Below are 13564 nucleotides of genomic sequence, written 5' to 3'. Positions count from 1 at the left end.
CCTTTCGATACAGTTGCTTTGTGTCGAAAGGTGAGGAGTAATTTAGAGAAAGATAGCGCTAACTTGGAACAGTTTTTCAACTACGTTGATATGCTTTTTATCGATCAAGAACATAATGACGTGATCGCCTGAGTGAATTATCGTGTCGTCGTGGGCAATGAGTACATCATCATTACGGACAATCGCGCCAATCGTGGTACCTGCAGGCAGCTTAATATCAGCAATTGCACGGCCGACAACTTTAGAGGTATGTTCGTCGCCATGGGCCACAGCCTCAATGGCTTCTGCTGCGCCTTTACGTAATGAATACACATTAACAATATCACCGCGGCGAACATGGGTAAGCAGGGCAGAAATCGTGGCTTGCTGTGGTGAAATGGCAATATCAATTTCGCCACCTTGCACTAAATCAACATATGCGCCGCGCTGAATAAGCACCATGGTTTTTTGCGCACCCATGCGTTTAGCGAGCATGGCTGACATAATATTAGCTTCATCATCATTAGTTACCGCGATGAATACATCAACTTGTTCGATGTGTTCTTCTGATAACAACTCCTGATCTGACGCATCACCACAAAACACCACTGTATTATCAAGCATTTCTGATAACTGCTCAGCACGTTCTTTATTTCGTTCAAGCAATTTTACGCTATGATTCTTTTCCAGAGAGCGAGCAAGCCCAGCGCCAATATTACCGCCACCAGCAATCATAATTTTTTTGTATGAACGCTCTAATTTCTGTAGTTCATTCATTACTGCACGAATATGTTTGGTGGCAGCGAGGAAGAACACTTCATCATCCGCTTCAATTACTGTAGTACCCAGTGGTTTGATTGCTTTACCTTGGCGGTAAATCGCAGCAACACGAGTTTCAACATTAGGAATATGCTCTTTTAATGCTGACAATGCATAACCGACTAACAATCCGCCGTAGTAAGCTTTTACCGCCACCAGCGAGAGCATGCCATCGCCAAACTCTAAAACTTGTAACGCGCCAGGATAATCAATCAAGCGACGAATATACTTAGTCACTAGTTGCTCTGGAGCAATATAGTGGTCAACAGGTAAATCATCGTTTTGAAAGAGCTTTTCGCGGTACTTTAAGTATTGCTCAGAACGGATCCGAGCAATTTTAGTCGGCGTATTAAAAATACTATACGCGACTTGGCAAGCGACCATGTTCACTTCATCTGAACTGGTTACTGCGATGATCATATCGGCGTCTTCCGCACCGGCGCGGCGTAATACATCAGGGTGGGCACTATGACCTGTAACACCCTGTAGATCGTATTTATCTTGTAACTCACGTAATCGGTTGCCATCAATATCAACAACCGTGATTTCGTTTTGTTCACCTACCAGGTTTTCAGCGAGTGTACCGCCTACTTGTCCTGCACCGAGTATGATTATTTTCATGGTTTACTAAAAGCTTCTTATGAGTGTGTTTTTATAAGCTTGGCATAATAAAATCCGTCACTCTCACCAGGCTGTAACTGCAGCCCAGGGTTGCTTGGGGTATCGTTATCATGTAGCGGGATATGTTCAACATCGTTATTATTTGCTAAAAATTTAGCGACTTGCTGTTGGTTCTCTTGTGGTAATACTGAGCAGGTTGCATAAATTAGCGTGCCACCTGGTTTCAATAATGGCCAAATGCTATTGAGAATATCGCCTTGGAGTGTCGCCAGATCATTGATATCTGATGCACGACGTAGCCATTTGATATCTGGGTGACGACGAATAACACCCGTTGCAGAGCAAGGAACGTCTAATAGAATACGGTCAAACTGTTGCTCATCCCACCATTTGTGTGGTTGCGAAGCATCGGCACATTGTAAATCAGCGCCTAAGCCAATTCTTTCAAGGTTTTGCTTTACACGTTCAAGGCGGGTGGCATCGCTATCAAGTGCCAGTACATCAGCATCTGCGAGTTCTAGAATGTGACAGGTTTTACCACCGGGTGCTGCGCAGGCATCTAAAATATGCTCGTCAGCTTTTGGATCTAACAAGCGTGCCGCAAGCTGTGCTGCTGCATCTTGTACTGAACATGCGCCGGTGTCGAATTCAGGCAACGAAAACACATCGCGCGGTTTATCCAGCTTAATACCATCAGGGAAATCAGGATTGAGTGTATGTTCAATGTCATTAGCAGTGAGCATTTCGCTATATTCAGCGGTGCTATATTGCGCTTGGTTAACACGCAACCACATTGGTGCTTGCTGCTGGTTCGCTTCTAGTAGAGCTTGCCAAGAGTCAGGGTAAGCTTCAGTTACTTGTTTGATAAACCAGTTTGGGTGGTTGTATAAACACACTGGTATTTGCTTGGCTTTTTCTTCAAGCTCTACTTGCTGGCGCTGAAAGCTGCGTAAAATAGCGTTGATCAAGCCTTTTAAACCCAATGCGCGCAGTTGTTCTAATGCATTAACCGTTTCGCTAATTGCTGCATGCGGTGGAACCCGCATATGTTGTAGTTGGTAAATGCCCACATACAGTAAGAACTGGAATATACGGCGCTTACCTTTAAGTGGCTGCTCAACTAAATGTTGACAATAATTTTCTAAACTTGGTAAATAACGCAGTACGCCGTAACAAATTTGCTGTAATAACGCTTTATCTTTAGGTGGTAAACCTTGGCTGGCAAAAGGCAGCTCTTGATTTAATGAGGCGCCTTTATCAACCACGTTATATAAAGTTTCGGCTGCAATCGCCCTGACATTACTCATTGTGTTCGCCTATTCGTGTGCCAGGAGTTACCCAGTCTGCTCGACCATTTAAAAAGTCAGTAATGGCCATTGGCTTTTTACCTTGTGGTTGTACTTGAGTGATATTAAGTGCGTTAGTACCACAGGCAATCACAATGCCGTGTTTATCGCTTTGTAATACCGTTCCTGCCGTGCCTTGCTGGTCAACAACATTAGCTTGATAAACTTTTACAGTGTGTTCACCCATTTGAGTAAAACAGACCGGCCATGGATTGAATGAGCGGATATTACGCTCTATTTGCGCTGCGTCCATCGACCAATCAATATTTGCTTCGTCTTTAGATAGCTTTTTAGCGTAATTGGCAAGCTCGTCATTTTGTACTTGCGGGGTAATTTCGCCATTAGCTAACTTAGTAATGGTGTCTATTAGTGCGCTTGGGCCTAAATCGGCAAGCTTAGCGTATAAACTTGCACTTGTTTCAGTGGCGGTAATAGGGCAGCGGCTAATATGCAGCATGTCGCCGGTATCTAGGCCTTCATCCATTTGCATTATGGTGACGCCAGTCTCTTCATCGCCGGCCCAGATAGCGCGTTGAATCGGCGCGGCACCACGCCAGCGCGGTAAAATTGAGCCGTGTACATTTAAACAACCAAGCCGTGGCGCCTCTAAAATTGCTTTTGGTAACAGTAATCCATAAGCGACCACGATCATAAGGTCAGCATCTAAGCTGCTTAGTTCAGCCAGAGCGTCGTCACTTTTTAATGAGGCAGGTTGGAACACTGCTAACTCATTTGCCAGTGCTAGCTCTTTCACTTCACTGGCTTTGAGTTTTTTACCGCGCCCTGCTGGACGGTCGGGTTGGCTATACACGCCAACAATTTGATGCTCTGAGTCGATAAGAGCTTGTAAATGGCGCGCAGCAAAGTCTGGCGTACCGGCAAAAATAATGCGTAATGGTTGTGTCACTGAACTTCCTAATTATTACTAAGGTATTATTGCGCTGCTAACTTAGCTTCTTTTTCAAGTTTTTTACGAATACGTTGGCGCTTTAACGGTGATAAGTAATCGATAAATAGTTTACCCTGTAAATGGTCAAGCTCATGCTGGATGCAAATTGCTAATAGCTCATCAGCATCTAAACTAAACTCTTCGCCATTTTCGTTTAATGCGGTCACTGTTACAGTTTCTGCGCGGTCAACTTTTGCATAAGAGTGTGGCACAGATAAACAGCCTTCTTCACTTACCGTGGTGCCATCTTGTTTAGTGATTGTCGGGTTGATCAATACTAACGGTTCATCACGTTCTTCTGATACGTCAATGACCACAATACGTTGATGAATATCGACTTGAGTCGCAGCTAATCCAATGCCGTTTTCATCATACATAGTTTCCAGCATGTCTTTTACAATTTGGCGAATTTGGTCGTCAACTTGCACCACTTCTTTTGCTATTGTACGTAAACGCTCATCTGGAAATCTTAAAACTTCTAACCTAGCCATAGTAACCTTTTTCACTTGTGCTTAATTTAGGGTATTGTATGCTCTTATTTTAGCCATTCGCGTTCACCTTTAACAGGTTTTGGTTGATAATAATGAAAAAACACCACAAGGAAGCTCAATGAAATACCCATTACTCGCGGCAATGTTGGCATTAAGTGCTACTTTCCCATCCTTAGCAGATGTATTAACTATAAAAAAAGATGCGCCTAAACAATACGTTGTGAAAAAGGGCGATACACTTTGGGATATTTCAGGAGTTTATTTGCAAGAGCCTTGGCAGTGGCCGGAACTTTGGCAAATGAATCCACAAATTAATAATCCACACCTAATTTACCCAGGGGATGCACTGTCTTTAATCTACGATGAGCACGGTAATCCACGTTTGGTGATTAATCAGGGTTATAAAAAGCTTTCTCCACATGGTCGAATTGTGCAAAAAGGTAAAAATGCGATCCCTACGTTACCTCTTGAGCTGCTGCGTCCTTACCTAACCTATGAGCAAGCACTAAATGCTGAAGACATTGCCGATAAACCTTATATTTTAGGTGCCAATGTCAACACTAAAATGAATACCGAAGGCCATATAGTTTATGTTAAAGGTGAGCTGAAATTACACGAGTCATACGCTATTTACCGCAACGGCGAAGCATATGTTGATCCGCAAACGAACGAAGTGTTGGCTAATAAAGCACAATTAGTGGCGGTGGGTCGTGTATTTAGAAAAGGTGATATTGCCAATGGTGTACCTGCTTCAGTTAAAGTTGAACAGGTAAAGAGAGAAATCAAAGCGGGTGATTTTTTAATGCCTGCGATAGAAGGTCAGCTATTACCTGCGTATTTTAATATTCACCGTCCTGAGCAGCCAGTGCAAGGTGAAATCATCGCATCAGTGAGTGGATTACGAGAATTCAGCACAATGGATATTGTAGTGCTAAACTTAGGGTCAGAGCAGCAAATTAAAGAAGGCCATATTTTAGATATTGAGCGTCAATCACCGACTGTTTTTGATGGTCGCAATGGCCCACGCTACAAAGAAGATTCAAATAGCCTTGAAAAGTTAGTAACAAACGCCAACGAATTTTTTGGCGTTGAGGCAGATGCCGACACGACTGTGTGGCATATGCCAAAAGAACAGGTCGGTCAGCTAATGGTGTTTAAAGTTTATAAAAACGTTAGTTATGCCTTAATCGTAAAAAACCAGCACCCAATCCGAGTCGGTGATTTTGCAGTTATAAATTAATTCAGGTTTGAGTGCTCTAAGGAGGGAGCATGAAAGATTCATCAGGCAAGCTAACCCATTGGCTTGCCTTTTATTTATGTAAAGGCTTAGGTGTTAAAACCTTATTGGCATTGGCACAAAAACTGCCATTAGATGATTTGTTTGAGCTGACTCACGATCAGCTTACCGGTCATGGTTTAAGCCCGCAGGTCGCCACTAATTTACTAGCAACCGATTGGCAGCAAGTTGACTATTATCAACAGATAATTGTTAACTCACAGATAACCGCAATTGATTACTTCGATCCTCACTATCCACCATTATTAAAAGAAATTGCTAGCGCGCCTTTATTGCTATTTTGCCGAGGCAATTTAGAGTTATTGACCAGTCCGCAAATCGCTATTGTTGGAAGCCGCAATGCCACGCCAATCGGTTTAGAGATCGCCGCTGAATTTGCTCATCAACTCACTGTGGCAGGATTAACGGTAACTTCCGGAATGGCGCTTGGTATTGATGGTGCTGCCCACAAAGGAGCGCTGGCGGGCAATGGTAAAACCATTGCAGTGCTTGGTACTGGAGTGGATGTTTATTATCCTAAACGGCATAAGTTACTCACCGATCAAGTATCTGAACGGGGGATGTTGGTGAGCGAGTTTTTACCCGGTACAGCCGCTAATGCTAATAACTTCCCAAGACGTAATCGTATAATATCTGGTTTGTCATTAGGTGTGTTGATTGTCGAGGCTGAAATAAAAAGCGGTTCGCTTATCACCGTGCGTTATGCGCTGGAGCAAAACAAAGAAGTTTTTGCAGTGCCTGGTTCAATTAAAAATCCACTCTCTGAAGCCAGTCACTTTTTAATTAAACAAGGTGCAAAGCTGGTGGAAAATGTCAGTGATATTCTCGACGAAGTGAGCTTTTTCTGCGAAAACAGTCTATATACTATAGAAGAAGCAACGGTTGATGAACCTGCCTGCGAAATACTAAACAGTGTTGGTTTTGAGGTAACAGCTGTTGATTTAATTGCTCAGCGTAGCCAGTGGCCAATAGATAAAGTGCAAGCACGTTTACTTGATCTTGAATTGGAAGATAGAGTAGAGCGTGTATTAGATGGCTATATTAGAGTTCGATAAGCTTAGTGTGGAGGAAAGTAACATGTTCGATATCCTCATGTATCTGTTTGAAAACTACATTCACAGCGAAGCCGAAGTCTTTGTTGAGCATAATGAACTCACTGACGAATTATTACGTGCCGGCTTTAATAAGCCCGAAATATACAAAGCACTTGATTGGCTTGAGCAGCTTGCTGACTTGCAGCACAGTGATGAATTCCCTTATTTAAACCGCCTCCCACAACATGCGATACGTATTTTTACCGATAGTGAATGCCACATGTTGAGCGTAGAGTGTCGGGGCTTTTTAATGTTTGTAGAACAAGTCGGAGTGATCAACAGCGCAACGCGTGAAATGGTTATGGATCGTTTGTTCGCATTAGATAAAGCTTATATATCACTTGATGATTTAAAATGGGTGGTACTTATGGTGTTGTTTAATGTGCCAGGCTCAGAGCAAGCTTATGCACAAATGGAAGAACTTATTTTTGATGAGCCGGCAGAGGTACTACATTAAGCAAGTGCTGCGCTTGTATCTTTAATTAGTTTGGGTATATTAGGCGAAAATTAGTCAGCTGCTTAGGGAACACATGAGTAAAATCGACCAATCGCTTTTTTCTGCAAATCAACATGCCTTAGAAAAAGAATACGAAGTGTGCCCTAAATGCGGTTCAGAGCTTGTTATCCGCAACAGTAAATCAGGTCCTTTCCTTGGCTGTGCGAGTTATCCCGAATGTGATTTTATTCGCTCGCTTGCTCAACATGATACTCAACAAATCAAAGTACTTGATGATAGCCCTTGTCCAGAGTGTGGTAATCCGCTAGTAGTGAAGAATGGCCGCTATGGTATGTTTATTGGCTGTACGGGTTATCCTGAGTGTCACTATATTGCTCATGATGAGCCTGAGCCAAATGAAGAAGTTTTACCTGCTTGCCCTAAGTGTAAAAAAGGCCAGTTAGTGGCGCGTAGTAATAAATTTGGTAAAACATTTTATTCATGTAATAGCTATCCAAGTTGTAAATACACACTCAATCACAAACCAGTTAGCCATATCTGCCCCGCGTGCCAATGGCCAGTAATGATGCAAAAGCAAATGACCAATAGTGTTGTGCTACAATGCCCTCAGAAAAGTTGCTCGCATAAATTCACGGTGAGCGAATAATTACCGGCTTTAATTTTATTGTATTTGGAGATTTTCAGTGACTGATACTACCTCAGTTCCTTTAACAGCCCTTGCTGCTGTGTCGCAAGGCGGGGTTATTGTTTACCCAACCGAAGCTGTTTATGGCTTAGGCTGTGACCCCGATAATCAGCAAGCTGTGGAGCGCTTACTTGCAATAAAGCAGCGGCCCGTTGAGAAAGGCTTAATTTTAATTGCCGATAATTATGGGCAATTATTAAAGTATGTTGATGATGCAAAAATTCCGATGGATAAACGCGCTGATATTTTTTCCAGCTGGCCCGGCGCAATTACTTGGGTTATGCCAGCGGCTAAAGGTACGCCTAAATGGTTAACAGGACAATTTGATAGTATTGCTGTGCGTGTAACTAATCACCCAACAGTAAAGCGCTTATGCCAAGAATTAGGCAAACCTCTTGTGTCTACTAGTGCTAACTTATCAGGACATGATACGGTCACTAGTATTGCAATGGCTAAAAGTGAGTTTGGCGAGCTGGTGGCATTTTATGTAGATGAACCACTCGGTGGTAACACGCAGCCTAGCACTATTAAAGATGTAATGACCGGCAAAGTATTTAGAGGATAACCATGCACAGCAATTTACTCGAACAAGTAAAAACCTACCTGATGGCCTTGCAAGACACAATTTGCCAAGGTTTAGAGCAAGCTGATGGCCAAGCCAAGTTTGTAGAAGACAGTTGGCAGCGCGAAGAAGGCGGTGGTGGCCGAACTCGTGTTATTCGTGGTGGCAATGTGATCGAGCAAGGTGGGGTGAACTACTCGCATGTGTTTGGTGCTTCAATGCCGGCATCGGCAACTGCGCATCGTCCAGAACTTGCTGGTCGTAGCTTCCATGCCTGTGGTGTCTCGCTAGTGATCCACCCAAACAATCCACATATTCCAACGAGCCATGCTAACGTACGCTTTTTCATTGCAGAAAAGCAAGGTGAGGAGCCTATTTGGTGGTTTGGTGGTGGTTTTGACTTAACGCCATTTTATCCTGAGCTTGAAGATGTTCAACATTGGCATCAAGTCGCGCATGATTTATGTGCGCCGTTTGGAGATGAGGTTTACCCTAAATATAAAAAATGGTGTGACGAGTATTTTTACCTAAAACATCGCGATGAAACGCGCGGTGTCGGCGGTTTATTCTTTGATGATTTGAATGAAGCCGGGTTTGAGCAAAGCTTTGCCTTTATGCAAGCAGTAGGCAATGGCTTTTTAGGTGCTTATTTACCTATTATTGAACGTAGAAAAGCAACCCTATTTACTGAGCAGCAACGAGACTTCCAACTTTATCGTCGTGGCCGTTATGTTGAGTTTAACTTAGTGTGGGATCGTGGCACTTTATTTGGCTTGCAAAGTGGCGGACGTACAGAATCAATATTAATGTCGATGCCGCCGCTAGCGCGTTGGGAATATAACTATACACCCGAAGAAGGCAGTGCTGAAAATAAGCTATACGCTGACTTTTTAAAACCAAGAGACTGGTTAGGGCTAGCATAGTAAGCAGGCTGCCAGTCAATATCTGGTTTATTGACTGGCAACTTTAAGTATTACATCAATTTAAAGCTTCTTACTTGCTCATCCAGTGAACGCGCTAGATTTAACAGCTCCTCACTTACTTTTTGGTTATCGTTAGCATCCACTAATGACCGCTCAGCGTTATCACTAATACCAATAACACTCCTATTTATTTCCTCTGCGGCTAAGTTTTGTTGTTCTGTCGCGTCGGCTATTTGAATATTAAGTTGATTTATTTCATTCATCTGCATAGAAATATCTTTTAAAGCTTGAGCAACATTTTTTACTTGTTGCGCTCTAGCATCAGCCTCCTCACACGATTCACCCATGGTTTTAACCGTTTGCGCCGCTTCGGATTGCAGTTTGTCGATTGTGCGACGAATTTCATCGGTGGATGCATGAGTACGAGTTGCCAATGTACGTACTTCATCAGCCACCACAGCAAAGCCCCGCCCAGCTTTACCTGCACGTGCGGCTTCAATCGCAGCATTAAGAGCTAACAAATTGGTCTGTTCAGCAATACTGCTAATCACTTCGAGTACTTTTCCTACCTCAAGTGTTTGTACTTGTAGTTGACTTACTTGCGCTGCAGCTTGGCGAACATCGTCTGCTAATTGATTAATACTGAGTTCTGTTTGTTCAGCAACATGCATACTTTGTTGTGCCAGTTCATTACTGTTTTCTGATTTTTCAGAGGCAAAGTGAGTGGTGTTTTTTACTTCATTAGAGGAGCTCTCTAGTTCGTTTATAGCAGCTGCCACGGAGTCTGTATTTTTCTTTTGCTCTAAAATAGCGCGCTCAGTAGTATCCGCTGAGGTATAAATTTTTTCTGCTGAGTGGATCAATATTTTTGATGAATGAGATACTTGAGCAATATTATCTTTAAAGGTAGCGATCATCTTATTAAAGCTGGTGGCGAGCCAACCCAGTTCATCTTCAGCGCTATCGTCAATTCGCAGGCTTAAATCTTTGTTGGTTGTAGCTAAATGCATAGCATGACCTAGCTTTTTAAGGCGTACAATAAAAATTTGTCTAAACATAATGCCCAGTAATACAAAGGCAATAATAAAAATAATAGAGAGTAATGCGGTATTTACTAGGGTGTTGTAAGTCACCGCATTATCAATATCAGCTAATGAGTAACTAATTTTAACTACGCCGAGTACATCACCTTCTTGTGCTTGATGACAGCCAAGGCAATTAGTGCCTTTATAATCGCTACTGGCAAACATAGGGCGCAGAAAAGTTATACTGCGGCTATTATTTTGCTGATCAATTAGCAATGTTTCCTTGCCTTTTAAAGCCTCGCGTTCGATATCGTTGCTCGGCGCTTGATTTTTATTGCCCGGCCCATAAAGTTTATTAACAATTGGGGAGCGAATAATATGCGCATCTTCAATATTTGGGTGCTTGCGTAGTTTTTGGCTTAATAGCTCTCTATTTGCCATGGTGCCTGTGATCATCAAAGTATTGATAGAGTCAAAGTAGTTATCAGCAAGAAGCTTAATATTTTCTGCAACAGTGTCTTGCGCAAGCGTTCGTTGTTGGCTTGAGCTACTAAGAATACTGGCAATTAACACAATAATGCCTGTTAGGGCCAATAGGGCATAAATTTTATGTTGGATTGATTTCACACGCACGACGCTTTTTCTAAATATTTGATCACGTATTATCTATATTTAAAAAAAGGCCGTTTTGACTTAGCGCAAATAACGTGCAGTTAAAGAGAAGTGCTAGTGCTGATTAATCATATGACTGGCAAGTTGTGCCAAAGATTTACGTAACCCTTCTCGTAATAAGGGATTATCAATTTCCGCGTCTAACGCTTTATTCATGCAATACATCCATTGATCTCGTAAATCTTGATCAATTGGAAAAGGCATATGGCGTTTACGCAGCATAGGGTGACCATGCTTTTCAACAAACAAGTCTGGGCCGCCTAACCACCCTGATAAAAACTCAAAAAACACTTGGCGAATACGGTCCAATGGTTGAGGATGCATATCATATAACGGTTTAGCGTATTCATCGCTGGCCATAATGTCGTAGAATCGATTCGCAAGTGCTAAAGCACCAGCTTCTCCACCCATCAGTTGATAAGGTGTTTTTTCTGGCGTTGGTGCTTGCTGTTGTTCTGGTGGTTTCGATTTTGAAAAGAATCGTTTAATCATAGTTTTATCATCATTAATTAGCAGTAAGTTACGAGGTAATGTTACTGCACAAAGAGGTTGCTCAAATATGGACAAATATGCAGTTTTTGGAAATCCTATTAAACACTCAAAATCCCCTGCGATACATCAGCAATTTGCAACCTCATTGGGCGAACAAATCGAATACAGCGCAATATTAGCACCGATTGATGGTTTTAAAAAAGCCGTGGCCGATTTTTTTGCCACAGGCGGTAAAGGAGCTAATGTTACAGTGCCATTTAAAGAGCAAGCATTTGCGCTAGTTGATGAGCGAACTGAATTGGCAACCATTGTCGGAGCAGTAAATACTATTAAGTTATTAGATGATGGGCGCTTGCTAGGTGACAACACCGATGGCATTGGTTTTGTGAACGATCTGCTTGCGAATCAGGTTACCATTAAAGATAAACGGGTCTTACTTATAGGTGCCGGAGGCGCTGCACGTGGCGTGGTTTTACCGTTATTGGCACAACAGCCGAGTGAAATCATTATAGTCAATCGTACGGCAGCAAAAGCTAAGGAACTAGCTGAATTATTTGCCCAATACGGTAATGTAACTGGCTATGGTTTTGATGATTTGCCAGTAAGTGATTACTCGCTAATTGTAAACTCTACATCTAGCAGTATGCTTGGTGAATTGCCTGCGCTTGATAAAAAACACCTTGATGGCTGTGAACATGTTTATGATATGTTTTATTCACAGCAAAATACGCTGTTTATGCAATGGGCTCAGGGCTATAAGGCTAATATTAACGTACTTGATGGAAGTGGCATGCTAGTAGGGCAAGCTGCACAAGCCTATTTTGTGTGGCGCAATAATATGCCTGAAATACTCCCTGTTGTTCGAGCATTAAAAACCGGAGAGCTTGCATGAACCAAGCAATCCAATTTATCGACCGATTTGAATTTAACGTACAATCCCAGCAGTTAACGTTTTTTGCTCAAGTAAGTGGCTTAATGGTTGAATGTGTCATTGACACACACACGCTAACATTGGCAGACCAACAAGCTGCAAAGTTACATTTTGAACAGGCGCGTTTTGACTATGAAGATATAGCCGAGCAACTAATCGAGAATGAAGAATATAACTCGGCAGGACAAATCATTGTTTCAGTGCTGAGTTAATCCTCAGCTAGATACTCATCTTTAAGCTCAACATAATTAGTTGCTGATATTTTTAAAAAACTCAGCTCTTGCTCGGTTAAAGGGCGCGCCTGCTTTACTGGACTACCCACATAGAGAAAGCCCGATTCCAAGCGCTTGTTTGGTGGAACTAATGAACCGCCACCAATTATCACATCATCTTCAATAATGGCATTATCCATTACAATCGCGCCCATGCCGACTAAAATACGATTACCCAAACAACAGCCGTGCAACATAACCTTGTGACCAACGGTAACATCATCACCAATAATTAATGGATAACCATCTGGGTTACTTTTACTGGCACGCGTTAGATGTAACACGCTGCCGTCTTGCACGTTAGTACGTTCACCAATGCGTATATAGTTAACGTCCCCTCGTGCTGCTACTAACGGCCATACACTACTATCTTCACCTAATGTGATATCACCAACTAAAACAGCCGACTCATCTATATAAACAGACTGGTTAAAACGAGGAGTAATTCCTTTATAAGAACGGATTGCCATAAAACACCTAATAAATTAAGAATAAGTTCAATAGTAAGAGGTAAATAGTGTAGCAGTAGAGCCTATAAAATGGCCAGCTAGGATCTGTGCTGTATACTAAACTAGCACTTTTGAGCTGTTTAGCGCGTAAATTGAACGAACAGCACTTTATTTCAAGTTTTCTTTAAAAAACGCTTGCGTAAAATTCGCCGCGCCCTATAATGCGACCCCACTGAGACGGCAGCAGGCAACGCTTAAGCTGCAAGAGTTAATCAGTTAGTCGAGTAAAACTTAAGTTTAGATTTTTAAGAAAGTTTAAAGTTAAGTGTTGACAAAAAAATAGGAAAGCGTAATATGCGCAGCCCTAGCGAGATGAAGTTTAACTTTAACCGCAACGTTCTTTAACAATATAAAGCAATCATCTGTGTGGGCACTCGTACAGATTGAGTTCTAACAGCCGAGCTTAACTTTCTTTTAGATAGCTAAGCAAGGCAAAAAAT

At 42.2% G+C, this 13564-nt stretch carries 15 protein-coding genes; 8 read left to right on the top strand and 7 right to left on the bottom strand.

What is annotated here, in order from left to right; all coding sequences use genetic code 11:
- Positions 1-42 precede the first annotated feature (42 nt).
- The 4 genes from trkA to def are packed head-to-tail and all read right to left on the bottom strand — an operon-like array spanning position 43 to position 4205.
- Positions 43-1419, bottom strand: a complete 1377-nt coding sequence (gene trkA / locus H5201_RS11800; RefSeq protein ID WP_064668279.1) for a Trk system potassium transporter TrkA — start codon at positions 1417-1419, stop codon at positions 43-45.
- Between the two features lie 17 nt (positions 1420-1436).
- Positions 1437-2726, bottom strand: coding sequence for a 16S rRNA (cytosine(967)-C(5))-methyltransferase RsmB (gene rsmB, locus H5201_RS11795; RefSeq protein ID WP_182740629.1), 1290 nt, complete (start codon positions 2724-2726; stop codon positions 1437-1439).
- On the bottom strand, positions 2719-3672 hold the full coding sequence (gene fmt, locus H5201_RS11790) for a methionyl-tRNA formyltransferase (protein ID WP_182740630.1): 954 nt from the start codon (positions 3670-3672) through the stop codon (positions 2719-2721). The genes rsmB and fmt overlap by 8 nt, the downstream gene beginning before the upstream one ends.
- Positions 3673-3698: 26 nt before the next feature.
- The gene (gene def, locus H5201_RS11785) at positions 3699-4205 is read right to left on the bottom strand and encodes a peptide deformylase (RefSeq protein WP_145241766.1); all 507 of its coding nucleotides are present in this window, start codon (positions 4203-4205) and stop codon (positions 3699-3701) included.
- Positions 4206-4323: 118 nt separating this feature from the next.
- On the opposite strand from def, the gene H5201_RS11780 reads away from it, so the two are divergent.
- The 6 genes from H5201_RS11780 to hemF all read left to right on the top strand — a co-directional run bounded on the left by H5201_RS11780 (position 4324) and on the right by hemF (position 9223).
- Positions 4324-5445: a LysM peptidoglycan-binding domain-containing protein gene (locus H5201_RS11780; RefSeq protein ID WP_182718497.1), complete on the top strand. Its 1122-nt coding sequence runs from the start codon at positions 4324-4326 to the stop codon at positions 5443-5445.
- Positions 5446-5474: 29 nt separating this feature from the next.
- On the top strand, positions 5475-6557 hold the full coding sequence (gene dprA, locus H5201_RS11775; RefSeq protein ID WP_182740631.1) for a DNA-processing protein DprA: 1083 nt from the start codon (positions 5475-5477) through the stop codon (positions 6555-6557).
- Between the two features lie 22 nt (positions 6558-6579).
- Positions 6580-7053, top strand: a complete 474-nt coding sequence (locus tag H5201_RS11770) for a DUF494 family protein (protein ID WP_149983187.1) — start codon at positions 6580-6582, stop codon at positions 7051-7053.
- A 73-nt stretch (positions 7054-7126) separates the two neighbouring features.
- Positions 7127-7699, top strand: a complete 573-nt coding sequence (locus tag H5201_RS11765) for a type I DNA topoisomerase (protein WP_182718494.1) — start codon at positions 7127-7129, stop codon at positions 7697-7699.
- A gap of 37 nt (positions 7700-7736) precedes the next feature.
- Positions 7737-8303: an L-threonylcarbamoyladenylate synthase gene (locus H5201_RS11760; protein ID WP_182718493.1), complete on the top strand. Its 567-nt coding sequence runs from the start codon at positions 7737-7739 to the stop codon at positions 8301-8303.
- Positions 8304-8305: 2 nt separating this feature from the next.
- Positions 8306-9223 (top strand): oxygen-dependent coproporphyrinogen oxidase, encoded by a 918-nt coding sequence (gene hemF / locus H5201_RS11755; RefSeq protein ID WP_182718492.1) that lies wholly within the window; start codon positions 8306-8308, stop codon positions 9221-9223.
- Between the two features lie 50 nt (positions 9224-9273).
- On the opposite strand, the gene H5201_RS11750 is transcribed toward hemF, so the two are convergent.
- Both H5201_RS11750 and H5201_RS11745 read right to left on the bottom strand, forming a co-directional pair.
- Positions 9274-10875 (bottom strand): methyl-accepting chemotaxis protein, encoded by a 1602-nt coding sequence (locus H5201_RS11750; RefSeq protein ID WP_182784635.1) that lies wholly within the window; start codon positions 10873-10875, stop codon positions 9274-9276.
- Between the two features lie 99 nt (positions 10876-10974).
- Positions 10975-11412: a group II truncated hemoglobin gene (locus H5201_RS11745; RefSeq protein WP_145241782.1), complete on the bottom strand. Its 438-nt coding sequence runs from the start codon at positions 11410-11412 to the stop codon at positions 10975-10977.
- A gap of 67 nt (positions 11413-11479) precedes the next feature.
- Between H5201_RS11745 and aroE the strand changes: the two genes are divergently transcribed.
- Together aroE and H5201_RS11735 are read left to right on the top strand one after the other, a co-directional pair.
- Positions 11480-12304 carry a shikimate dehydrogenase gene (aroE, locus tag H5201_RS11740; protein ID WP_145241784.1) on the top strand — a complete coding sequence of 275 codons (825 nt, stop codon included), beginning with the start codon at positions 11480-11482 and terminating at the stop codon, positions 12302-12304.
- Positions 12301-12555: a DUF1488 domain-containing protein gene (locus H5201_RS11735; protein ID WP_182761701.1), complete on the top strand. Its 255-nt coding sequence runs from the start codon at positions 12301-12303 to the stop codon at positions 12553-12555. Before aroE ends, H5201_RS11735 begins: the two co-directional genes overlap by 4 nt.
- On the opposite strand, the gene H5201_RS11730 is transcribed toward H5201_RS11735, so the two are convergent.
- Positions 12552-13085: a gamma carbonic anhydrase family protein gene (locus H5201_RS11730; protein WP_182740636.1), complete on the bottom strand. Its 534-nt coding sequence runs from the start codon at positions 13083-13085 to the stop codon at positions 12552-12554. The two genes, H5201_RS11735 and H5201_RS11730, sit on opposite strands and share 4 nt — an antisense overlap.
- Positions 13086-13564 lie beyond the last annotated feature (479 nt).

It is taken from the genome of Pseudoalteromonas sp. SG43-6, assembly GCF_014164365.1.
GTDB lineage: Bacteria > Pseudomonadota > Gammaproteobacteria > Enterobacterales > Alteromonadaceae > Pseudoalteromonas > Pseudoalteromonas rhizosphaerae.
The sequence above is the reverse complement of the archived record's forward strand: the minus strand, read 5'-3'. Positions and strand labels throughout refer to the sequence as shown.

Coding starts and splice junctions, on each gene's coding strand:
- trkA (WP_064668279.1), bottom strand. CDS start 1,419: ATGAAAATAATCATACTCGGTGCAGGACAAGTAGGCGGTACACTCGCT.
- rsmB (WP_182740629.1), bottom strand. CDS start 2,726: ATGAGTAATGTCAGGGCGATTGCAGCCGAAACTTTATATAACGTGGTT.
- def (WP_145241766.1), bottom strand. CDS start 4,205: ATGGCTAGGTTAGAAGTTTTAAGATTTCCAGATGAGCGTTTACGTACA.
- H5201_RS11780 (WP_182718497.1), top strand. CDS start 4,324: ATGAAATACCCATTACTCGCGGCAATGTTGGCATTAAGTGCTACTTTC.
- dprA (WP_182740631.1), top strand. CDS start 5,475: ATGAAAGATTCATCAGGCAAGCTAACCCATTGGCTTGCCTTTTATTTA.
- H5201_RS11770 (WP_149983187.1), top strand. CDS start 6,580: ATGTTCGATATCCTCATGTATCTGTTTGAAAACTACATTCACAGCGAA.
- H5201_RS11765 (WP_182718494.1), top strand. CDS start 7,127: ATGAGTAAAATCGACCAATCGCTTTTTTCTGCAAATCAACATGCCTTA.
- hemF (WP_182718492.1), top strand. CDS start 8,306: ATGCACAGCAATTTACTCGAACAAGTAAAAACCTACCTGATGGCCTTG.
- H5201_RS11745 (WP_145241782.1), bottom strand. CDS start 11,412: ATGATTAAACGATTCTTTTCAAAATCGAAACCACCAGAACAACAGCAA.
- aroE (WP_145241784.1), top strand. CDS start 11,480: ATGGACAAATATGCAGTTTTTGGAAATCCTATTAAACACTCAAAATCC.
- H5201_RS11735 (WP_182761701.1), top strand. CDS start 12,301: ATGAACCAAGCAATCCAATTTATCGACCGATTTGAATTTAACGTACAA.
- H5201_RS11730 (WP_182740636.1), bottom strand. CDS start 13,085: ATGGCAATCCGTTCTTATAAAGGAATTACTCCTCGTTTTAACCAGTCT.